This window comes from Sphingobacterium sp. UBA5789 (assembly GCF_002418355.1).
In the GTDB taxonomy this organism is placed as follows: domain Bacteria; phylum Bacteroidota; class Bacteroidia; order Sphingobacteriales; family Sphingobacteriaceae; genus Sphingobacterium.
In genome coordinates this window covers 860,817-884,743 of record NZ_DIDX01000001.1, presented here as the reverse complement: position 1 = coordinate 884,743, position 23,927 = coordinate 860,817, and the positions used below count along the sequence as shown (strand labels likewise).

General features: G+C 37.2%; 15 protein-coding genes. 5 read left to right on the top strand and 10 right to left on the bottom strand.

Annotation, left to right across the window (positions count from 1 at the left end):
* Nucleotides 1-173 precede the first annotated feature (173 nt).
* A complete protein-coding gene (locus B4B65_RS03850; RefSeq protein ID WP_293913476.1) occupies nucleotides 174-1,712 on the top strand; it encodes a transglutaminase-like domain-containing protein in 1,539 nt (512 codons plus the stop codon).
* A gap of 65 nt (nucleotides 1,713-1,777) precedes the next feature.
* On the opposite strand, the gene B4B65_RS03845 is transcribed toward B4B65_RS03850, so the two are convergent.
* The 4 genes from B4B65_RS03845 to B4B65_RS03830 all read right to left on the bottom strand — a co-directional run bounded on the left by B4B65_RS03845 (nucleotide 1,778) and on the right by B4B65_RS03830 (nucleotide 7,545).
* The gene (locus tag B4B65_RS03845; protein WP_293913474.1) at nucleotides 1,778-3,511 is read right to left on the bottom strand and encodes an O-antigen ligase family protein; all 1,734 of its coding nucleotides are present in this window, start codon (nucleotides 3,509-3,511) and stop codon (nucleotides 1,778-1,780) included.
* Nucleotides 3,512-3,697: 186 nt separating this feature from the next.
* A complete protein-coding gene (locus B4B65_RS03840; protein WP_293913472.1) occupies nucleotides 3,698-4,360 on the bottom strand; it encodes a bacteriocin fulvocin C-related protein in 663 nt (220 codons plus the stop codon).
* A 346-nt stretch (nucleotides 4,361-4,706) separates the two neighbouring features.
* Nucleotides 4,707-6,350: a protein-disulfide reductase DsbD family protein gene (locus tag B4B65_RS03835; RefSeq protein WP_293913470.1), complete on the bottom strand. Its 1,644-nt coding sequence runs from the start codon at nucleotides 6,348-6,350 to the stop codon at nucleotides 4,707-4,709.
* A 109-nt stretch (nucleotides 6,351-6,459) separates the two neighbouring features.
* On the bottom strand, nucleotides 6,460-7,545 hold the full coding sequence (locus B4B65_RS03830) for a PLP-dependent cysteine synthase family protein (protein ID WP_293913468.1): 1,086 nt from the start codon (nucleotides 7,543-7,545) through the stop codon (nucleotides 6,460-6,462).
* Nucleotides 7,546-7,782: 237 nt separating this feature from the next.
* Here B4B65_RS03830 and B4B65_RS03825 point away from each other — a divergent pair, with 237 nt between their 5' ends.
* On the top strand, nucleotides 7,783-8,244 hold the full coding sequence (locus tag B4B65_RS03825; RefSeq protein ID WP_003008146.1) for an Lrp/AsnC family transcriptional regulator: 462 nt from the start codon (nucleotides 7,783-7,785) through the stop codon (nucleotides 8,242-8,244).
* A 95-nt stretch (nucleotides 8,245-8,339) separates the two neighbouring features.
* Here B4B65_RS03825 and B4B65_RS03820 read toward each other — a convergent pair whose 3' ends face one another.
* The 6 genes from B4B65_RS03820 to B4B65_RS03795 all read right to left on the bottom strand — a co-directional run bounded on the left by B4B65_RS03820 (nucleotide 8,340) and on the right by B4B65_RS03795 (nucleotide 21,013).
* On the bottom strand, nucleotides 8,340-9,929 hold the full coding sequence (locus tag B4B65_RS03820) for a SusD/RagB family nutrient-binding outer membrane lipoprotein (protein ID WP_293913465.1): 1,590 nt from the start codon (nucleotides 9,927-9,929) through the stop codon (nucleotides 8,340-8,342).
* Between the two features lie 15 nt (nucleotides 9,930-9,944).
* Nucleotides 9,945-13,277, bottom strand: coding sequence for a SusC/RagA family TonB-linked outer membrane protein (locus B4B65_RS03815; protein WP_293913463.1), 3,333 nt, complete (start codon nucleotides 13,275-13,277; stop codon nucleotides 9,945-9,947).
* 552 nt (nucleotides 13,278-13,829) lie between these two features.
* Entirely contained in the window at nucleotides 13,830-16,310 is a 2,481-nt protein-coding gene (locus B4B65_RS03810; protein ID WP_293913461.1) for a glycoside hydrolase family 95 protein, read from the bottom strand.
* An 80-nt stretch (nucleotides 16,311-16,390) separates the two neighbouring features.
* Nucleotides 16,391-18,076 (bottom strand): sodium/sugar symporter, encoded by a 1,686-nt coding sequence (locus tag B4B65_RS03805; protein ID WP_201681551.1) that lies wholly within the window; start codon nucleotides 18,074-18,076, stop codon nucleotides 16,391-16,393.
* A 35-nt stretch (nucleotides 18,077-18,111) separates the two neighbouring features.
* Nucleotides 18,112-19,440: a xylose isomerase gene (gene xylA / locus B4B65_RS03800; RefSeq protein WP_293913459.1), complete on the bottom strand. Its 1,329-nt coding sequence runs from the start codon at nucleotides 19,438-19,440 to the stop codon at nucleotides 18,112-18,114.
* Nucleotides 19,441-19,531: 91 nt separating this feature from the next.
* Nucleotides 19,532-21,013 (bottom strand): xylulokinase, encoded by a 1,482-nt coding sequence (locus tag B4B65_RS03795; protein ID WP_293913457.1) that lies wholly within the window; start codon nucleotides 21,011-21,013, stop codon nucleotides 19,532-19,534.
* 80 nt (nucleotides 21,014-21,093) lie between these two features.
* Here B4B65_RS03795 and B4B65_RS03790 point away from each other — a divergent pair, with 80 nt between their 5' ends.
* The 3 genes from B4B65_RS03790 to B4B65_RS03780 all read left to right on the top strand — a co-directional run bounded on the left by B4B65_RS03790 (nucleotide 21,094) and on the right by B4B65_RS03780 (nucleotide 23,924).
* Nucleotides 21,094-22,122, top strand: a complete 1,029-nt coding sequence (locus tag B4B65_RS03790) for a LacI family DNA-binding transcriptional regulator (RefSeq protein WP_293913455.1) — start codon at nucleotides 21,094-21,096, stop codon at nucleotides 22,120-22,122.
* A 142-nt stretch (nucleotides 22,123-22,264) separates the two neighbouring features.
* The gene (locus tag B4B65_RS03785; protein ID WP_293913453.1) at nucleotides 22,265-22,813 is read left to right on the top strand and encodes an RNA polymerase sigma factor; all 549 of its coding nucleotides are present in this window, start codon (nucleotides 22,265-22,267) and stop codon (nucleotides 22,811-22,813) included.
* Nucleotides 22,814-22,919: 106 nt separating this feature from the next.
* Nucleotides 22,920-23,924: a FecR family protein gene (locus B4B65_RS03780; RefSeq protein WP_293913451.1), complete on the top strand. Its 1,005-nt coding sequence runs from the start codon at nucleotides 22,920-22,922 to the stop codon at nucleotides 23,922-23,924.
* Nucleotides 23,925-23,927 lie beyond the last annotated feature (3 nt).

The window sequence follows — 23,927 nt, the reverse complement described above, 5'->3', positions numbered from 1 at the left end:
TATGGACTCAAAATTACTATAACAAAAAAAACACAATAGTTTCATTAAAAATCAAATTCTTAAATTTAAGAATTTACATAAAATATTATTAAGGGTTGTAAATATTAAATTTATCAAAACAAACAGCTATATTTATTTAAAGATGGAAAAAATTTAACAACCCAAAAACATAAATGTACAAGTTTAAAATTCTTAAAATAGAGTTTAAGTCAAAAATACATACAATAAAATACTTCATCTTAATGACATTATTTTTTATTGGACAATCATGTCAAAATAATGAAAAAGTAAATTTCGACAAACTGATACAAAAATATTCAATTGACAAAAAAGACAGTTTAAAGTTACAATGTTTGATTTTTATAAAAGAGAATATTGGAGATATAAGCTCTGAAATACCCGTATTTTACAATGAAGACGGAACTACAATAGATTTTAGATTAGATACCATAACTTCTGAAAATTCATTAAATAAGATACTAATAAATAAAAAAATAGTTTTCTCTTCTAATGATATTAAAGATTCTGACTTTTTGCCTACAAATTTATTGGAAGAAAACATAGATAAAGCAATATCTGATTGGCAAAAATATCCATGGAATAAGAATGTACCTAAGGACGTATTTTTCAACTATCTTCTGCCTTATAAAATTCTAAATGAGAAACCAGATAACTGGAGATTTAGACTATTTCAAAAATACAAGGACAGCATACTTAATTACCAACTGAAGGACGAGAACGATGGTGGCAAACTATATATGACTCTAAGAAACGAAGCCTGGTCTTGGTTAGAATATACTGGAAATTTTACAAGATTAACCCGATCCCCTTCCTCAGCAGAATTGTTAGCAATAAAAAAAGGGGGCTGTTTCGAGCTGTCACGATTATTTGTCTTTATAGCTAGATCGGCTGGTATTCCTGCAACTATAGATATTGTTCCCATGTGGGGAAAGACTAACGGCAGCCATGCTTCCGAAGTATTTTATGGTCCTATTAAAGAAAAGGATATAATTAAAGGGTATGGATTTCAACCACCAGATGTTTTTAAATTTCCCGCAAAAGTATTTAGAATTAGCTTTAAAAAAACAAATCTGTGGACAGATTCCATAAAACCAGTTCTGAATAATAAGAATTACTACATGCCAAATTTTTTAAAATCAGACCATCTACTAGATGTTACACATGAACACACGCCAACGTTTGATCTTGTTTATAAATTTGAAAAAACACAAAACAAAACCTTTGCATATATATGCGTAAACAGTTATGGAAAATGGAAACCTATTTTTTATGGAAAAATCACCCCAAATGGCGCATATGCCAATTTCAAAAATATGGCGGCAGATATAGCATATCATATTGCCATACCAGAGGACTCTGGTTTTAAACTTGTCGGTAAACCATTTATTTTAGACTCGTTAAACAATATAACATACTCAGCACCTGATTTCAGAAAAACAGTTAATATCCACACAAAAAGAATAAATATCGGTGAAAAATCCTGGGTAAAAAGGAACAGAAAATACACTTTAAAATTTCTGGATCAGAATAATGTGTGGAAAGAATTAAGGACAAAATCTTGTCTAACGGATTCTACTCTAAATTTTTCAGATGTTCCAAGCGGAGCATTTTTGATATTGGAGGAAAAGGACTCAAAGAAAAGATTAGCAAGAATGTTTTTGTATAAAAATGGCAAGCAAATATGGTATTAGATAAAAATAAAGACTATCAAAGTACCTTCCAAAATTAAAATACAATCTTAATAAGAAAGAATAACCTATTGTACTTTTAATCGTTTAATAAGTTCTTGTTTCATTTCATAAACATAAACACTTTCAATTTTGGGATGAAATCTTAATGTTTCAATTGCCATTGGATAAAATCTATCACAATCATAATCATAATAAAGTAACGATCTCAAATATTTTGGTCTTATTAAATGTGGAATTGAATTTTCTATGTAACAATAAATTTTTTCTGCATCATTAGGAAAACCGTTATCTTTGTAAAGATCGGCAAGATAATAATAATGATCTTTTTTACTCGACAACGCAATTGCCTCTTCAGCAAAATGAATACTCTTTTCCATATTTCCTTTAACTTTATATATTTTTGATAATGATATTAAGAAGGACGGACGATTATAAAGAAATGGATATAATGATAACATTGCGTTTTCCTCTTTGTACGACATTCTCTGTTCTAATTGAAACCACTTTCTATATGACTTATACTTATAGTAAGTAAAATAACTTGTAACAGAAAAAATAAAGAGTATTACAATAATCATAAAACTCCTGTTTAAAGTAAAACTATATCTCACCTTATACATATAAGAATTATAAATACCTAAAGATGTCCAAAAAATGAGAGACAATGGAATTGTTTGAAGGGGATAGGAAAATAATCCAGAAATTATTATTATTAGCAAAAGACATCTTAGAATTTCTATATCCTTTTTTTCATCACTATTAATTGAAAAATACTTAGAAAACAATATACTTTTAACAATAATTAAAATCGATGTAAGACCAATAATACCGCGTTCACAAGCAAAATGTAAAATATCATTGAATGCTGCCTGAGACTCATCTGCATAATTTTGTAAGTATCTTTTAAAAAGATTTATTTCAAAAATACTAGCCTGATATTTTAAAAAATTGACGGAAAAACGCTCTAAACCCACACCAAATATCCAATTTTCTCTAAACATTTCCCATGATGTTAACCAAATCAAAATTCTGCCATTCGCAGATTGGGCTTTAAAAATATATAGAAAGTAACCAATTATTATTAAGAAAGAAACAATGATATATATATATAATGAGTTTTGTAATATTGTTTTGTTTAATGGTATATACATAAGTAGGCAGATGATTATAGAAATCCATGCTGACCTAGAATCACTCTGTATTAAAAAGTAGAATACTATAAAAATAAAAAACACTAAATAGATATTTCTAACAGAGAATGGTTTCCTTAAAAAGTAAAAAGCCATCACTACTGAAAGGGCGAGGAAAATACCAAATGGTCCGGGATTATTAAAAAATGCCGTAGGGTTGTTTACTGCATAAAAATTTGGCAGGAAATTTAACAATTGTAAAAAGACAACTATTAATGTAATATGTATTATTATAAAAAAACTTTGATAGAAAAATTTCAATATAATACTTTTGTATTTTTTGGCAAATCTCGAAATTGTGATAAATACGATATAATAAGAAAAAGGTTTCAACATTGAGAGATGACTTACTCCAGATACAAAGTAATTTTGGATTATTGGGACAAAAATCAATAGAGAAAAAACTGCTAATTCTAATTGAGAAAGGTATATTCTATTTCCGATTAGAGGAATAACACTTATACAACATATTGAACAAAGAATATATAATCCGATCTCATTACTTGATAAAATGCTGTCCCTAACATTAGAAAAATGCAAAAAAGGAATAGTTAAAATAGCAAAAATAACAGTTCGTACAACTATCAAATAAAAGGGTAGAATTCTCATCTTCACTGATTTCTTATATTAAAGTATTAGAAAACCCTACCGTTAAGCTATTTTATTAAAATGAAACTTCAAAATAGCAGATAGTCATTCTAATTTTTTGGTATAAATGCTGTAACTAAAGAGATATTTATACTTAAAAATCTAACTTAATGAGGAGCCATTTTTTAATATAATAATTTATATTTATTACAGCGGATCTATTACATCTATATCGAGTGCACAATCACCATTACAAGGGTCTACCCAGAAGTAACCACATCCCCTTTGTTCTACTTTACAGTAATTATTTTTATTGCAAGCAGGTATATATGTTGGGCAATCATCAATTAAAACCCCTGAATTGATAGTATTACAGCTACAAGAAGCTGATCTTAGTGCTGAAACATTATTGTTTTTAAAATAATTCTCTTCATTAACATCTAAAGACATTACTAGAAATCGAAGACGCTCATCACCCCAAAGAAATTTCCCTCTAACTTCCTGAATCCAGTTATTTATAAATGTTAAACGTTCTTTATTTAAACCGTCACTAATAATAAAATTTAACAATTTCTTGACAAACTGTAATTCCTCAACAGTATAATTATTAGGATTATTTTTAAGTATATATTCATATTTCTCTTTCCAAACATCTTGCTGCCTTTGTTTATCATACATTCGAAATGTTGCCCGTTGAATTTCAGGCTTATACTGAGCTAGTTTAACTATTGAAATAGTAGACAATTCTTCATTATTTTTTTTAACAAACTCATCTACTTTTGTGTCACAACTGTAACACTCACTTGACTTATTGCACGATATTGTTGCAATAAAAAGTATACTGAATAAAAATAATTTTGATTTTTTCATAATTTAAAATTTATAATGGCTCCTCATTTTAGCTTTAAAAGACCCACTTATATATTAATTAGATCAATATATAAAGGTGAAATATTAAAAAATTATAAAAATATTTAAGTCGCCAATAATTAATATAGATCAACAATATTAGACTTAGCCCCTAACGACTTAAAATCAATTAAAGATAATAGTATTTTATCTTAAAAAAAGCTTTTTAAGATAAAAATTTTATTGTATATATATTTAACCCTCAAAATAATAAATTCTAAAAATTACATATTAGAGATTATTCTTATCCAACATTAATGATTAATAACATGTCATATAAAAATAAATACCCCATACTAAATTTCGACTACTTCTTAAACTGATCCAGTCCAGCCTGCAGGAATTTGATATAGTTATCTATGTTATAGTCCGCTCCGGTCGGAGGTATCAAAACCTTTCCATTCGGATCGACGATAACATACAGGGGTTGTGAATTACTATTAAATGTGGATGCCTGAAAATCGCTGTTCTTCCCACCAATCGTTTTGATGGATTTACCACTAAATTTAGAAACATATTGTTCTTCTGCAGCCAATTCTGTTTTATCATCCACAAAAAGTTCTGCCATTACAAATTCTTCTTTAAGCAACTTTGCAACACGCGGATCCGTCCACACGTTTGCTTCCATTTTCCTGCAATTGACACAGTTCCAACCTGTAAAATCAATCAGTACAGGCTTATTAATCTCTTTTGCTGTTTCTAATGCCTGTGTATAGTCGTAGTAGGGATCAAAACCTTTTGGTGTACCTCTTTCATGAAAGATCTCTGCATATTTCTTGACTTTGCCGTCATGTGGCGCAGCAGAAGTACCGGAAGAAATACCTGTTGTCAGATCAAAATCCTGGGTAGCAGAAGGCGGCAGAAATGCGGAGATCGACTTCAGAGGAGCGCCCCATAATCCGGGAACCATATACATCACAAAAGAAAATACGATAACAGCAATCAGCGTTCTGGGTACAGAAAGAAAGCGGAGATCACTGTCATGTGAAAATTTAATCTTTCCGATCAGGTATAATCCCATGAGCCCGAAGATCACGATCCACAGGGACAGGAATACTTCTCTGTCAAGCCAGTTCCAGTGATAAGCCAGATCCACATTTGATAAAAATTTCAGCGCAAAAGCCAGTTCCAAAAATCCCAATACCACCTTTACACTGTTGAGCCAGCCGCCTGACTTTGGCATTGATTTTAACAGGGACGGAAACATGGCAAAGAGTGCAAACGGAATAGCCAGAGCAACTGAAAAACCCAACATACCTATAGCCGGGCCAATACGGTCTCCTTTAGACGCTGCGTCTACCAATAATGTCCCGATGATAGGTCCGGTACAAGAGAAGGAAACTACAGCCAGACTGAATGCCATAAAGAATAGACCTACTAATCCACCCTTATCTGATTTAGCATCAATTTTATTGACAAACGAACTGGGTAATGTTATTTCAAATGCACCCAGGAAAGATGCTGCAAAGACAACCAGCAAAAGGAAAAAGAAGAAATTAAATATTCCGTTTGTGGAAAGAGCATTCAATGCATCCGAACCAAACACGATAGACACTATCATTCCTAATGCTACATAAATGATAATGATAAAAAGTCCATAAAGTAGTGCCTGTGCGATACCCTTAGCTCTGCTTCCCGCCTTTTTGGTAAAGAAGCTAACCGTCAGCGGAACCATCGGAAAAATGCAGGGCATCAGAAATGCCGTAAAACCTCCGATCAGTCCGGCGATAAATATACTCCACAATGAGTCTCCTGCCTCTGGAGTCTGAGATACAGGTAAAGTCTCTTTGGATTTAGTCGTGTCGGAAGCTGCTACAGAAGTAGTATCAATTGTCGATTCCATTTCCACAAATTCCAGCCCCTCCAGTGATGCAGAATCCAGTTCCTGTGCATGTGAAGCCACAGGTATCAAAAGCATGATCCACATGGTCCATTTAAAGATATTTTTCATTTGCAATGTAATTAAGTTAATAATTTAGGTTAATTATATATCAGTTGGTCTATTCATCAGATTCGCTCAGGATGACAATGTCACCCTGAGTTGAATCCTTTAATAAACATTACATATTGTATTCTTTTACCCTGTTACCAAATAGGGGTTTTTCTAAACGGCATACCGGATGAAATCCGGTAAAACTAAGGTCAGTAGAGATATATCCTTCTTTAACAGGTTCCTCACGTACCAGATCAGTGCTCAGGTATTTCTTGTTGTCATCACACAATAGTGTAACTACCGTAGCAGCCTGTCCCATTTCTTCTTTCAGTTTGATTGCGCCGATTACGTTGGCTCCGGAAGAGATACCAACGGCAAGTCCAAGTTCCCGAGCCAACTTCTGAGCCATTATGATAGCATCCCCGTCACAGGCATTAATAACATTGTCTAGATGATCAAGCTTAACAATAGCCGGAATAAATTCATCTGAAATTCCCTGAATGCGGTGTGATCCAACTTTATGGCCTGTAGACAAAGTAGGACTTTCAGCGGGTTCTAAGGGATGTATGCGCACATTGGGATTCTGTACACGCAGGTAATTTCCTACTCCCATCACCGTCCCACCTGTACCAACACCTGCAACAAAAGCATCCGCCACCAGCCCAAGAGATGAGAGTTGCAAAGCAATTTCCTTTCCTGTTGTCAGTTCATGCGCTTCTGCATTAAACTGGTTTTCGAATTGTCTCGGAAGAAATACCCCTCCGCCCGCAGCAAGTTCCTCACTGATACGTATACTACCCAGGAAACCTCCTTCCTCCTTACTCACAAGCTGAATATCCGCGCCCATACTCTTTATAATATCAATACGTTCTTTACTTAACCAATTGGGCATAATGATTTTGACCTGATGTCCCAGTGCCTTTCCAATGGCTGAAAATGCAATACCTGTATTTCCACTTGTTGCTTCTACAATTACATCATCCGGACGAATCTGACAATTCATATAGGCCTTATAAAGAATATACAAAGCCATACGATCTTTAATACTACCTGTCAGGTTGTAATTTTCGCACTTTACATAAATCTTGTCCTCTTTTCCTTTATAGGTGTAATGCAATTCCAGCATAGGCGTGTTACCTACCAGGTGCCATAAATGTGTAAATCTACTATCCAGTTCAGGTGAAAGACATTCACTTATTGATTTTAACTTCATTTGCTTTGTATTGTTTAATTTTACTTTACAGACCGGTCTCTTTGATTATTGAGGATCTGAAAATCATAATTTATATCAGCATCAGCTGATTTTTAAAACATAAGCAAAATTGACTTTAAACAATATATTATTCAATAGATAGCATAAAAAACAATAAAATTTAAGGAATATTAAAATAAAATAGTTTTTTATTCAGAAACTATACATATATTGGTATCAAATCAATAAAAAGAAAAGATGTCAGCTCTTGATGATACCGACCTAAAGCTTCTTCGCATCCTTCAGAAGGACAGCACATTGAGTAATAAGGAATTAGCCTTCCAGCTTCATAAATCCATTCCGGCCATACACGAACGCGTCAAAAAATTAAAAGCACAGGGCTACATAAAGCGAACTGTAGCGATTCTCGACAGACATCGGATCGGGATGGGATTAATTTCTTTTTCACAGGTTTTTCTGAAGGCACATACTGCAGATGTACTCAATGAATTTGAGCGGGAAGTTGCCAAATTTCCGGAAGTTATGGAATGTTATCAGATGGCAGGTTCTTATGACTTTATGCTTCGGATAGCGACACGGGACATGGACGCTTATCATCAGTTCTTAAGACATAAACTTTCGGTTCTGCCACATGTCAGCACCGTTCAAACCTACTTTGTGCTTTCAGAAACTAAAAGCGAAACCGCATATCCTCTTTAAGCATCCGCCGCAAACTTAATCTGTATATAATACAAAAAAGGGAGACAATAAATTGTCTCCCTTAAAGATTTCATGCTGTATTTGAATAACAAAGATTATCTGCCACTCAACCAAACAGGAGAAGTAAAATTACTTACACCTGCTACTTCACTGAAATTCTCTGCATTATTGATACTTTCAGTTGTAGGATACGGTACACGCTCCATCATTCTTCTACTTGTAGGCTTCTTAATAACACGATCTCCCAACTCCTTATAAAGACGTCTTGTCTCTGTCCATAATTCATATGGTTTAAGCATGTTGAAATGCACATACTTCTGATCATAAATTAAACCTTTCTTTTCTAAAGTATTCGCTGTATTAAACTCTGCAATCTTAGCCTGCACAAATGCATTAATTTCTGTTGCAGATGGCTTGACCGCTTTAGCTCCTGGAGCAGGACTGGCATAGGACGAACTGTTAAGTGCATTTATGTCGTAATACAGATCAATAGATTGCGAAATTGAAGTCTGATACTCTGTTGTTGCATTTAAACCAAGATCAGGCCATCTTAAAGCAGCTTCTGCCAGAATCAGGTGAATCTCACTGGATGTAATAATCTGATATGGCATTGCAAAATTCTGCTCAAATGTTGTTCTGTTGTACATCGAAGGAAAAGTTGCCGCCAGATTCGTATTTGTTATTTTATCTGTAAATGCCTGATCAAAAGGCCCCTCAGTAGGCATAGCAGAATAATTACCATCTTTATCCGGCTGAAAAAGGACTTTTAAACGTGGATCATCTGGAAACCCGCTCTTTCTCAGCACTTTAAGCATATTTTCCGGAAGCCACAAACTTGATCTCTGCTCTATCATTGCTCTGGCCAAAAGGAATTCTGTAGCCCTATCTTGCTGACGATCAGTCATAAGAAAACTAGTTGCCTTATCCTTTGCATACACACCATCAGCCAAAACTTCTTTTATTGTTGATTGTGCCAGTTCAGGAGCAACATTTGTAAGGTGAATAGCCAGCCGCATTCTCAAGCTATTGATAAAGCTTCTCCATTGTGTAATATCACCCTTAAAGCTAATATCATTACTTGTAAACTGTGTTTCAATAAAAGATGTCCCTAAGGTGTACCCTTTCAGACTTTCCGAAAGCGTTTTAAGCTGGTTAAGAATATCTTTATAGACCAATTCCTGCTTCTCAAATTTTGGAAAAAACATATTGTCTTTCCCCTGTAACGCCTGACTATAAGGAATATCATTATACGTATCAGTCAATTGATAAAACAGATAATACTTAATTGTCTGACTGGCGGCATAATATGCAGTGTACTGCTTTTGCTCATCAGCTGATAAACTTTTATATCTTCTTTCAATTTCAGCCACTGTCCTTAGTTTATCAAAAATATCTGTATACTGAGAATGCCCCCATGAATAGGTATTGGTGACTCCGTCATTGGCAAAACCTCCTGTTCCTAACATGCGATTAAAGACAGAGAATGTATGATACATCTCTCCATATGCATATCTGAATGTACCTAAACGCTGTTGCAGATCAACAAAAAAGGACTCGATGGTAGGTGAGGTATACCCATCCGGGTTTAAAAACTCATCCTTAAGCGTTTTCTGACACGAAATATTTGATAGCATAAGCCCTCCTGTCAGCAAAGCAAATGCGTATGTTTTTATAACTTTTTTCATCATCTAATAATTTAATTAAAATGAAGCTCTGATACTCATTCCGAAACTTCTTGTGGTTGCCCATCCATTGTTTTCAAAGAAAACATTCGTTCCATTAAAGGATTCCGGATCTACGTTTGGTAATGTTCTGTGGATATAACCTACATTATTCATATATGCGGATAACATCACTTTATTCATTTTCAACTTATTTACAACTGATTTAGGTAAATCATATGATAATGTGATATTACGGATCTTGATATAATCATTTTTGTAGACTACATCTTCCTGTAATTCCATAAAGCTTTGCCAGTAATATGAATATTTATCTGCAGCCGGAATAATGATATCATTCGGAGTTCCATCTTGTTTTACACCCGGAAGGATAACTCCATCATGAAAAATCATCGGATATTTGGAGCCTGCAGGAACTGCTGCATCATGTGAATTTAATAATATGGAGTTTCCGGCACTATTGACATAATAAGGTAATCCCCCTGTTGCTGCATCTCTGCCCTGTAAGGTTTCTTTACTCGACCCGTTACCAATCATGTACATATTGGTCATGGAAGGAAGGGAACTTCCAAACTGGCCATCAATCTGTATTCCTAAGACAATCCCTTTATAAGAGATATTGTTTATGATACCGCCGGATATATCCGGAATAACTTTCCCTACGACTTTCTCTCTTGATTTATCCGTATAATATACGCCGTCATTTCCAACCAATCTGTTTCCATCTCTGTCTGTTGCAAACGGATTAACGATAATCTGACCATATGGCTGTCCTTCTTGCGCAACAACTCTACCTCCTTGCATTCCCCAAAGGTTTTGAGATGTAATGCCTAAATCTAATTTTTCTACCTTAGGTTGTGCACGTGTTCCGTTTAAAATAAAATTCCACTCAAAATCTTTAGATTTTACTGGCACAGCATTAAACATGAATTCAAATCCATTCGTAGATACCTGACCAGCATTCACACCTACAGCATTGTAACCTGTAGATGCAGTGATACTCAATGGCATAATCTGGTTATACGTATTTGCATTAAAATAACTAAATTCCAGACCTAATCTATTATTCAGAAATTTAGTGTCAAATCCGATTTCAAATTCACGCTTACGTTCCGGCTTAAGATCCAACGGAGGTATAGTAGATGGTGCAGTTGTTGAGATGGTTCCACCATAATTTCCAAGTGTATAGACCTCGTTTGCAAAATAACGTGAACCCGGCCGGCCTACATCTGCCCATGAAGCTCTCAATTTACCCAAAGACATCCAACTCGGTACATCCATTGATTCTGAGAATACCCATGATACACTTGCTCCAGGATAGAAATAAGAGTTGTTGGCAGGAGGAAGGTAAGAAGACCAGTCATTTCTACCTTGCAACTCTAAGAATAACCATTCTTTATAGGCCAATTGCGCTGAACCAAACAATCCATATAATGTCTCTTCACCTAATCCGGATCCGCTAAATCTCAGATCATTTACTGAGTTATTGACAGAAGTCCAGTCCCGTGTAATAAATCCGCCATTAGTCGATCTTTCCAGATAACGGTAGGATTCCTTTTGATAGACAGCACCAACAAATGACGAAAGTCTGAAGTCGGGGTTTTTCAGATACTTTTCATATCTCAGCATTGCCTGACTATGCCATTTAATACGTTGCTCTGAACTAAGTAAATTTTTACCTCCGGATCCCTGTGATAAAGGCTGACGTAATACCGTATTTTCATCTCTGTCCAGAATCGTCCAGTCAAAACCACCAATCGCATCAATACTCAACTCATTAGTCAGCTTCACATTCATCGTAGCTGAATTGGTGAAGTGTGTTCTTTTTTGATCGTATGTATCTTTCCACTGACTATAGAAGTAATTCTCGGCCAGACTGGTACGCGTAATACTACCCGGATTCATTAAAGTAGCTCTGTTATTCATTCTCCAGTAACTAAAGCCGGTCTCAGGATCAATGACCTGATTACGTAATTCCTTTATATCCAGATTTCGGGCAATTCCATAAGTTACAAAGGCATCTTGCTGAGGCCCCGGGGAGTTATGATTTTTGGTCTGGCTAAAATTAGATATCAATTGAAAACGTACACGATCTGTAATATTTACATTTCCATTAAACGTGATTTTGTTATCTTTGAGATTAAATCCTTCAAAAATACCTTTGTAATCACGATGCGAATACGCTACCCTGAAGCTTCCGTTATTACCGCCACCTACTAACGCTACATTGGCAGTAGATGTATGCCCGTCGCGGTATAAGTCTTTAAGATTATCCGGCTGAGCTACATATGGTCTCATTTCATTATCATACCACAAAATCTCTCTTCCGTCAAAACGAGGTCCAAAGTTGTACGTTACAGGAGCGAATGCTTCCTGATTATTTCGCTTGTAAAAGCCATCTGTACTGTAGTTAGCATATGCATTCCATACAATTGGATATCCTGATCCAAAATCATTCTGTACTTCCTGCAATACCCAAGGCTTATCAAACTGATGGGTTAGACTGACATCCAATCCAAATCCAGGTTTTTTTCCTCCTCCTTTAGAAGTGATCAGGATAACACCATTTGCTCCCTGTGAACCATATAGTAACGAAGCTTTGGCTCCTCTCAGAATCTCAAAAGATTCAATGTCATCCATATTCAGATCGTTTAGACCATTACCTGGATTACGGTTAATATCGGTCTGCCAATCCAGCATTGGAATTCCATCAATTACAAACAACGGACGTGTGTTAGAATTTTCAGAAAAAGAAACTGCATTACGGATATTAATGTTCATTCCACCGGCAGGACCTAAAGCTGAACTATTTATACGAAGTCCCGGTACCTGACCATACATAGAAGAAAGCGCATTAATCGGAGATCCGAGATCTTTTAGCTTCTCTGTTGAGATGGTGGTCGCTGCGTATCCCAATGCCTTACGTTCACGTTTTACCCCCATTGCCGTTACAACAACTTCTTCTAAAGAGTTTTCACTCTCTGTCAATGTTATTGTCAACGGATTACTGACATTTGATACCGTTGCAGTTAATGTCTGAAATCCAAGAGATCGGAATTCAAGTACATCACCAGAACTGGCATTAAGAACAAAATGTCCCTGTGTATCAGTTTTTGTTCCAATTTTGGTTGTTTTGTTAAGAACAGATACAGAAGCCATAGGAGCTCCGCTACTGTTCACCACTTTTCCATTTAGGTTGGATTGTTGAAGGACAATATCATTTGATACTTTATTTTCTGCTGCAATCAATGGATTTTCAGACATCCATAATGCACATGCAAGAAAACATAATCCTCGTAATTGAAGAGATTTTGGAAAAACTCTCTTTTGTGTGAGTAAGTTTTTTTTCATACACAATGAGTTAAGGTTAAAAAATAGGTCATTAATATCCCATCATCTTATAAATAAGATGCAGAATCTATATAGATAGAAATTCATTACTACTTAATTCAAAAATTGAATTATTCCTGAGGTTGACTAGCTATATGTATGGCTTGGATTCGGTTTCATATTTTAGTTGTTTATAGTTTAATAATGGTATAGTAAAACTATGTAAAGAAATTGTTATATCAAAAACTTTTTTAAAAAAAATAAAAAGTTTGCCAACATACAACAATACTTACAAAACAAATCGATGTATTTATTAAAATTCATTCAAAACAAGCTACATTAAAATAAATATAAATTCAACTTATAATTGTAACAACAGCTATATAATCTACTTTGTGCTTTCAGAAACTAAAAGCGAAACCGCTTATCCGCTTTAGAATAATTGAACCTGATTGTGTTTATATTGCCTGAATCCGGAACAACATGCTGTAAAATAAAAAAGAAAACCCTGATCCGGGTATGATTTGCCGGATCAGGGTTATTATCGTATAGTAATCTTTATTATCCTTCGGATTACTCGGCTACAAACGTGTATATTCCATTCGCTTTAGTATCAAAATCCAGAAGTGTTGTAGATGGCACCTGTAACCCTTTAAGAGTTGCTTTCTCCGACTTTAAAGGTGATTTGATTTCATTAACAAAATAGTAAGAATTGGTATTCTCACCTTTTGCAGGACTAAGCTTAGCATTCCCGGAGAGATGAGTATCACTATTTAATCTTAGCCGGCAATTACCGCCCAAAGTCGATTTCACTACCAGCGTTTGAATTTTGCTGTCCTTCCATTCCATATCCACTTCAAATCCTCCACGGGCTTTCAATCCGGTAACTTTCCCATTTGCAAGAGCTCGGGGCAAAGCAGGAAGAAGATAAATATTACCATCGTAAGACTGAAGCAACATCTCGGCAATACCCGAAGTACAACCAAAATTACCATCAATCTGAAAAGGCGGATGTGCATCCAGCAGATTGGGATATGTGCCTCCCGATTGTCCGCTATCTTCCATTGGAGCAGGGCTGAGCTGATCTTTTATCAGCTTATACGCCTGATCACCATCCAGCAGTCTGGCCCACCAGTTGACTTTCCATCCCATAGACCATCCTGTAGATTTATCCCCTCTGTAGATCATGGAGTTTTTGGCGGCTTCCAGCAATTCCGGATTCCGGAAGGGGGATATCTGACCAGAAGGAAACAAACCGTACAAATGAGAAATATGCCTGTGCTTATCTGTAGGTTTATCCAGATCCTGCAACCACTCCTGCAACTGGTTGTACTGTCCGATCTGCATAGGAGGAAGCCTGTCTAATGCCAATTGTACAGAATCCCTCAAAGCAGCGTCTTCCTTCAAAACTGCAGCAGCCTGAATAAAATGGTGAAAAACATCAGCTACCAGTTGATTGTCCATCGTAGTCCCTGCGCTTATCCCCACTCCCGGTTGATAAGAGTTTTCCGGAGACATAGAAGGAGCGACTACCAGCCATTTATGTGTAGGTTCCTCCTGCAAAACATCCAGATAGAATAAAGCTTTCCCTTTCAGTACAGGATAATACTCCTTTAAAAATGATTTGTCACCTGAATAGAGAAAATGTTGCCAGAGATGCTGACTCATCCACGCACCTCCCATAGGCCACATCCCGTAAAAACCACCGTCTACTACTCCCGTAATACGCCAAAGATCCGTGTTGTGATGAATGTTCCATCCCCTGGCATGATAGAGTTTCTTTGCACTTTCCTGGCCTGTCACAGACAGGTCTTTGAGCATAGCAAACAAAGGTTCGTGCAATTCGCCCAGATTTGTTACTTCAGCAGGCCAGTAATTCATTTCTGTATTAATATTAACCGTGTACTTACTATCCCACGGCGGACTGAGCTTGTCATTCCAGATTCCTTGCAGGTTGGCAGGTTGGCCTCCCGGTTGCGAACTACTGATAAGCAGATAACGGCCAAATTGAAAATACAACGCCACCAACTCGGGATCATCAGTTCCCGCAAATTCCCGGATGCGGATATCTGTCATTTTTTTAGATTGCGGACTTTCACCTAAGTAAAGGCTCACTCTGTTAAAATACTGCTGGTATTTCTGAATATGATCCGCTTTTGCCTTTTCATACTTTCTGGCGGCAGCTTTGTTGAGGATATCCAGTGCCTTTGCAGCTGCATTCCCGCTTATATCGTTGTATTTTTTAAAATTAGTGCCTATCGAAATGTACAGGATAACTTCATCGGCATTGGTTATTTCCAGTTGATTATCCTTTTGAATCAATTTTCCCCCTTTGAGTACTGGACGGACGATACCTTTAAATTGAATCCGACCCGTCTTACCTTCGTGAGAGCCACTGATACCACTTAATACCAGTTGGTTGTTTTCAATTTCGGTTTTACTGTTTTGATGCGGACTGCTTAATCCTATCGAAAAGGAAAGATTATTTTTAGCATCAGCACTAAGTTTTACAATGACCACATCATCTTTTAAAGCCGCAAATACTTCTCTGGTAAAGGCAACTGCTCCTACTTTGTAACTTGTCCGGGTAATTGCATCCTGAATATCCAGCTCCCTGCTGTACGAAGTATACTGCTTGTGGTCCGGAAATTTTATCCACAAATCGCCAAATGGCTGATACGGCATGCCGTAGTCAATGCCTGAGGGTGCAGGTCTTGGAAAAGTAGCATTGGAAAGTTCCTGTGCTTCTTTGGATTTCCCGGCAAAGAGTAGCCTTCTGATCTCCTGAATCTTATCATAAGCATCTTTAGGTACATTATTCCCGGGTCCGCCCGCCCATATTGTTTCTTCATTCAGCTGGATCTGTTCCTGATCAGGCTGTCCGAAAACCATAGCTCCCAACCGTCCGTTTCCAATGGGAAGTGCCTCATTCCAGTTTGAGGCAGGTTGATTATACTGTAATCTGTAAGTGTTCTGTGCATGAACAGAAGCAACAAATCCTATAAAGAGTAACGTTAATAACCATATATATCTTCTGTAATGGTTCTTTTTCATTTCATTTTTAATGTATAATGATGAACTAATAAAAAGGGAACACCATTGTGTTCCCTTTTCTATTTTATATCTTCAGCTATCTACCAATAGATGGTATAGAGTGCTGCAGTGACCATAATTACAATGAGCGCCCCTACAAGGAAACCGGAATGAACTTTGAACATTTTGGTATCAATCTCCAGTCCTTTCGGAACAATTCCTCGTGCATTTTCAATTTTACTGATGATATACATTCCAATAATACAGATCACAAAAACAAATCCCATACGGTCTATAAATGGTATTTCATATACACCGGATGCTTTATTCAATATCGCAAAATTAGATGCACTCAAGAAAGATAAATCTGCAAAGTTTGGCAGGAATTTAAAAAAGACAGAGAAGAAGAACCCCCCGATTGTAGCGAAAAGAGCTGCATTTGATGTGGTTTTTTTCCAGAAAAATCCCAGAATAAACATGGCAAATATACCCGGAGATACGAAACCAGTGTATTCCTGAATATATTGAAAACCACCTTTTTTATCAATTCCTAAATGCGGGGCAATAATTACTGCCAGAATCATAGAGACAATGATGGTTATCTTCCCTACACTTATCAGTTTTTTCTCGGAAGCATTCTTATCGAATATCTTTTTATATACATCGAGCGAAAAAATAGTGGCAATACTATTTGCTTTTCCAGCCAGCGACGCCACAACTGCAGCTGTTAATGCCGCAAAAGACAATCCTTTCAAACCGGAAGGAAGCAAATTAAGCAATACCGGATATGCTCTGTCCGGATTCACTTCTCCGCCCTGCATCATTTCATTCTGAAACAACCCGTCTTTCCACATGACATAAGCTGCGATTCCTGGTAATACGACAATTACCGGCATCAGTAACTTCAGGAAAGCAGCAAACAGAATTCCGCTACGTGCTGTTTTAAGATCGGCTCCTAAAGCCCGCTGCGTGATATACTGATTACATCCCCAATAGTTAAGGTTCACAATCCACATCCCGCCTATCAATACCGATAAACCCGGAAGATCAAGATAACTCTCATTGTCAGGTTTCAGCACCATATGAAAATGTTCAGAGGCCTTTGTTGTCATCATATGATAACCGTGTAATATACCCTGACCGTTACCATAATGCTCTGAAACCAGATTTAAGGCCAGATAAGTCGTGGCAAGACCACCCAGAATAAGAAAAAAGACTTGTATAACATCCGTATAGCCGATTACCTTCATTCCCCCCAGTGTAATAATAATGGCAAATACCGCAATGGCATACATACAAAAGGTGATGCTCAATCCTGATATACTACTTACAGCCAGGGCCCCAAGATAGAGGATAGATGTAAGATTTACGACAACATACAGCAGAAGCCAGAAAACAGCCATAATCATAGCTACAGTACTGTTGTAACGTTGATTCAGAAACTGTGGCATCGTAAATATCTTGTTTTTAAGATAGACCGGAATAAAGAATACCGCAACCACGATCAATGTAATCGCAGCCATCCATTCGTATGTGGCAATGGCCAGCCCCATCTTAAAACCGGAACCGCTCATACCGATAAATTGCTCAGCTGAGATATTAGAAGCAATCAGAGATGCACCTATTGCCCACCATGTTAATGAACCCTCCGCCAGGAAATAATCTTTGGATTCTCCACCTGCCGTCTTAGCCCTTTTCCGGTAAAAAACCCAAAGACCGTACGATGCGACGATGATAAAATAAATAAAGAATACAATGTAATCTTTTGTTGATAGTATATTGCTCATAAATTTATAATGGTTTAGATTTAAAAAGCGCAATATCAGATATATCTGTTAATCAGATTTTCCAGATATTCCTGCTTCCCTGATCTCACTTCAGGCTCTCCGTTTGCTGCAGCGAAATCGCGTAAATCTTCCAAAGATAGATTTCCTTTTTCAAATTCAGCACCCTTACCTGTATCAAATGACTGATAACGCTCTTTTCGAAGCTGAAGATAAGAAGATTTTTCTAAAATCTTATCCGCGGTTAAGAGTGCTCTTGCAAACAGGTCCATTCCTCCTATATGTGCAAAAAACAAATCTTCTCTATCTGTCGAATTTCTGCGAATCTTCGCATCAAAATTGACACCGCCTCCCTGCAATCCGCCAGCTTCTAAAATAATGAGCATAGACTCTGTCAGTTCATTGATATTATACGGAAACTGATCCGTATCCCATCCATTCTGCTCATCTCCTCTGTTAGCATCTATAGAGCCTAATAAACCTGCATCAGCAGCAACCTGCAATTCGTGCTGGAAAGTATGTCCAGCCAGCGTAGCGTGGTTGACCTCAAGATTGAGTTTGAAATCATCAAGCAGGTTATACTGACGTAAGAAACTGATAACAGTAGCGGAGTCATAATCATATTGATGTTTAGTGGGTTCACAAGGTTTAGGTTCAATAAAGAAGGTACCTTTAAATCCGTTTTTGCGGGCGTAATCTTTCGCCAGATGTAAAAATTTAGCCAGATGCTCCTGCTCTCTCTTCATGTCTGTATTCAGAAGAGACATGTATCCTTCACGTCCACCCCAGAATACATAGTTCTGGCCACCCAGGGCAATTGTTGCATCCAGAGCTGCCTTTACCTGTGCAGCACCATGAGCCAGGACATGAAAGTCCGGATTGGTAGCAGCACCATTCATATAGCGTTCGTGGCTGAACAGATTAGCCGTACCCCACAGAAGTTTGATTCCGCTATCCTGTTGCTTATCTAAAGCATACGCTGTAATAGCCTGCAGTCTTCTTTCATTTTCAGCGATATCATTCGTGTAATCCACCAGATCTACATCGTGAAAGCAGTAATAAGGAAGTTGCATTTTACTCATAAATTCAAATGCTGCATCCATCTTATCTTTCGCACGATCTATAGCGTCTGATTTTTGATCCCATGGGAATATATGTGTAGCTCCGCCAAAGGGATCAGCTCCGTTACCATTGAAAGAGTGCCAGTATGCACAGGCAAATTTTAAGTGTTCAGCCATGCTCTTTCCACGTACGATACGAGTAGGATCATACCAACGGAATGCAAGCGGATTGTCACTTTCCTGACCTTCATATTGTATCTGTCCGATACCTGCGAAAAATTCTTTTTGTCCTTTAATATAGTTCATATTTTTTTATTTAGATATAATTATTTTTATACAATATTAATGAGAGCAACAAGCCTCAATGAATTTATAAACCTTATCAACTTTATAAATCCTATAACCCCACCAGTCTATTCAACAGCATCTTCCATTCCTGATAAAGTTCTTCATATACAGACGTCTGCACAGGTTCTATGGTCCGGATCTTCTTCATATTCTGAAAAGCTTCCTTAGGTTCCGTATAATATCCCACTCCTATTCCCGCTCCCAATGCAGCTCCCACACTTCCGTCATTATTGAACAGCTCAACAGGCGTATCCGTTACATTTACAAAGGAATCACAGAATAAAGGACTAAGGAAAAGATTCGCATATCCTGCACGAATAACAGAAGGATGAAGTCCGTTTTCACGTAAGATATCCAGTCCGTAGCGAAAGGCAAAAGCTATCCCCTCCTGACTTGCACGTATCAGCTCGGCTTTGCCGTGTTTATTAAAATCAATATGATGAATATGACTGTGGATGAGCTTATTATCCAGCATTCGTTCAGCACCATTTCCAAAAGGAAGTATTCTTAATCCTTTACTTCCTGCAGGAGCCTGCTGACCTAGTGTATTCAATTCATTATACGACATGTCCGCTCCTATCATTCTCCTGATCCAGCTGTTCTGTATTCCGGTACCATTAATACAAAGCAGAATACCCGTACGGATATCATCAGGTAAGTAGTTGACATGGGCAAATGTATTGATACGGGATTGCGGATCAAATATCAGCTCATCACTGACCGCGTAGATAACCCCGGAAGTACCGGCTGTAGCCGCCACTTCTCCTGCATTCAGCACATTGAGAGAAAGTGCATTATTGGGTTGGTCGCCGGCTTTGTAGGAAACAACCGTATCTGAGGAAAGCTTAAGCAATTCTGCAATTTCGGGTTTTAACGTTCCGTGATGACTAAAAACAGGATTTATGTCCGGAATCAATTCCCTGTCAAATCCAAAGTAATCAAGTATAGCAGTGGAAACATCATTTTTTTCGAAATTCCAGAATATCCCTTCAGAAAGTGCACTCACCGTTGTATTAATTTCTCCGGTAAGCTTCATGGTCAGAAAATCTCCGGGTAGCAGTATTTTTGCGATCCGACTGTAAAGATCAGGTTCATTATTTTTAATCCAGGCAAGTTTGGAAGCTGTAAAATTGCCTGGTGAGTTAAGATGCTGTCTCAGCGTTTGTGCTTTCCCCATATCTTCCCATGCGCGTTCTCCGATAGCTACACTTCTGCTATCACACCATATAATAGCATTACGCAACACCTTATCCTCTTTATCGACCACGATGAGACCGTGCATCTGATAAGATAATCCGATTGCTTTGATTTCACGGGGATCATATTTTTCACTGCTGTGCGCTTTGTGTACAGCCTTAACGGTATACTCCCACCACACATCGGGAGATTGTTCTGCCCAGCCTGCATGTGGTGAAATGATCTCCGCTTCCTGTTCCGGATAGCTGACAGATACTAATGTCTCCTGCGTATCAGCAGACACAACCGATACTTTTATAGAGGAGGTTCCTAAATCAATTCCTAATAATAACATATAATTTATAACTGGCTAATGCAACCGCTTGCATAAAAGTATTTATATTTTTTTATATTTACAAAAAGAGTTTAATCAAAGTGGAAAAAAAACCTACTATATACGATATAGCCAAGGCGCTTAATATCACGACGTCTACTGTATCAAGAGCCCTGAACAACAGCACATTAATAAGTAAAGAGACTAAAGAAGCTGTTTGGAAATTCGCAAAGAAAATAAACTATCGTCCCAATAAACTTGCTTCCTCTTTAAGTTCGGGAAAGACCCACATTATAGGAGTGGTTATTCCGAGTGCGCAAATTCAATTTTTCTCAGCAGTAATTAATAGTCTGGAACAAACGCTCCAGAAAGAGGGCTACAACATATTGCTGTATCAGACTAATGAATCTTATAAGTCAGAAATAAGCGGCATCAGCACACTTCTGGAGGCTCAGGTAGATGGCATCATTATTTCGCCTTCACTGGAAACCTATGATTTTACTCATCTGGACAAAGCGCATCAGGAAGGAATGCCTGTTATTTTATTTGACCGTGTACACGATACCTTAGATCTTCCCTCTGTATCCATAGATGATGAAAAAGCCGGCTATATGGCAACAATTCACCTTCTGGAAAAAGGCTATAAAAGAATCGGTTATATTTCAACGGATTCCAGTATACAGATTTTCAAAGCCCGTTTTGAAGGCTATAAAAAAGCTTTAAAAGAACATCATCTACCGTACCTCGAAGAACTTATCATTCTGGATCAGATGTCCATCAAAGGCGGTATGGAGGGTGCCCGAAAAATGATGCAACTAAAACAAAAACCGGATGCTATAATCGGAGGTGATGATTTTACAGCATTAGGAATAATAAAGGAATTATCTCAACTGGGTGTAACTCCCCCAAAAATGGGAGTCATCGGATTTGCAAATCAGACATTCTCTGAATTTATAACGCCTAGCTTATCTACTATAGATCAACAGGCTGTAAATATGGGTAAAGAATGTGCTAATCTGTTTTTAAAAATTGTCCATAAGAAATCTCCTAAAAATAAAATTGAAAAGATTGTGCTTCCGCCTATACTGGTTACAAGAGATTCTTCCCAACCCACACAAAATAAAAAATAACCGTTTAAACACGCATTAAAAAAAACACACAACCCGTTAAAAACCAAACACATAAACCAAACTAAAAATTATTTTATACAATTTTCTTTCATCAGTTATTTGGAATCAATATAAATAAGAGCGTACATTTGCCAGCATTAGTATGCATCAGCACTGGGAAAGAATACGGAAGGATGACAGTCAAAGTTTTAAATTGCTCTATGATGAGCTTTATAAAGCTTTGTTCAGCTATGGTATGCATATCCGTCCGGACAGAGAACTGGTAAAAGAATGTCTACATGAATTGTTCTGTGAGCTATGGAGCAATCGCAACCGTCTTCCTGCTGTCACTAATCCGCAATACTATCTTTTTACCTGGCTGAAAAGGATTATCCTCAGAACTGCACACCATCAGGAGCAGCTCTATGTACAGGACCCCTCTCTACCCTCTTTTGCAGACTCGCCTGAAGAGGAACATATCGAATTTGAACAACTTAAGGAGAGAAATCACAGATTGCAACTGGCTCTTGAGAAACTAACACCCAGGCAGTCAGAAATCATCAGTCTTCGTTTCTTTGAAAACAAATCGTACGAAGAGATTGCCGAACTTCATCAGTCATCTACACGAACCGTATATAATACGGTTTATGAAGCTATAAAAATACTCAAAAAATATACGCTCACCATCTTGATAGTTTTTCTATTTCTGTAGATAAAAAAACTGATATAGAGCCATTTACACCAAAACCTTATTTTTAATTAAAATAAATCCGGTAAAAATCACCGAATCTGTACACTATACCTGAAAGTACCCATAAATGAATATCGAAGAGTATACTTTAGAAGATTTAATTGCAGATCCTACATTTGTCAACTATTGTCTGCATCAAAATCCAACAGATGTTGCCTATTGGACAACTATTATCCAGGCAAATCCCCGTAAGTCACAACTAATACAGAATGCAAAGGAACAGATAATGCTTTTATCGCATCAGCTATCAGACCATGAGTTAGCAGAAGAAAGAACCAGAACATTCGATCATCTTTTTGAGCACGAAGTACAAATATCAAAACTTAAAAAATCAACTTTACCTATACGCTGGCTGACAGCTGCATGTCTGCTGATCATAGGATCTGCAACCTATTTTTTCACAAAGAATCAGCAGAACAACGTCTCTACGTCTACTGCAATGATTACACAGGTAGTTCCTGCACAAAAATTTATGACCATCACATTGAGTGACGGGACTACAGTACGTCTTGCCCCTGCATCTACCTTTATCTATCCACAGGAATTCACAGGTAATACCCGGGTTGTAGAACTTAACGGAGATGCTTATTTCGAAGTTAGCCACAACCCGGAAAAACCGTTTACTGTCCATACGGCTGATCTGGATGTACAAGTACTCGGAACATCCTTTAATGTAAATGCCTTTAAAGAAGACCCGTATACTAAAGTTGCTTTGTTCGAAGGCAAAGTACAGGTATCTACCAATACCGGCAGGCAAGATTTGCGCCCAGGTCAATTATTTACATACAACAAAAAAGAGAACAAGAATGCAGTAAACAAGTTTGATCCGGTAGCAGAAAGGGATCAGATGAAAGGATTGATAACCTTTGACCATGCGTCTTACGAGGAATTGCGACTCAAATTATCCCGTAAATACGGCATAGTGACAAAAGCGGATCCTTCTGTCAAATTGCAGTTTACAGGCACAATATTCAATGAATCTCTAGCTGATGTACTAGACAAATTAAGTTTTACGACTGCTTATCATTTCCATCTACAATCAGACAGCCTATTAACCGTCACCTCTAAATAACAA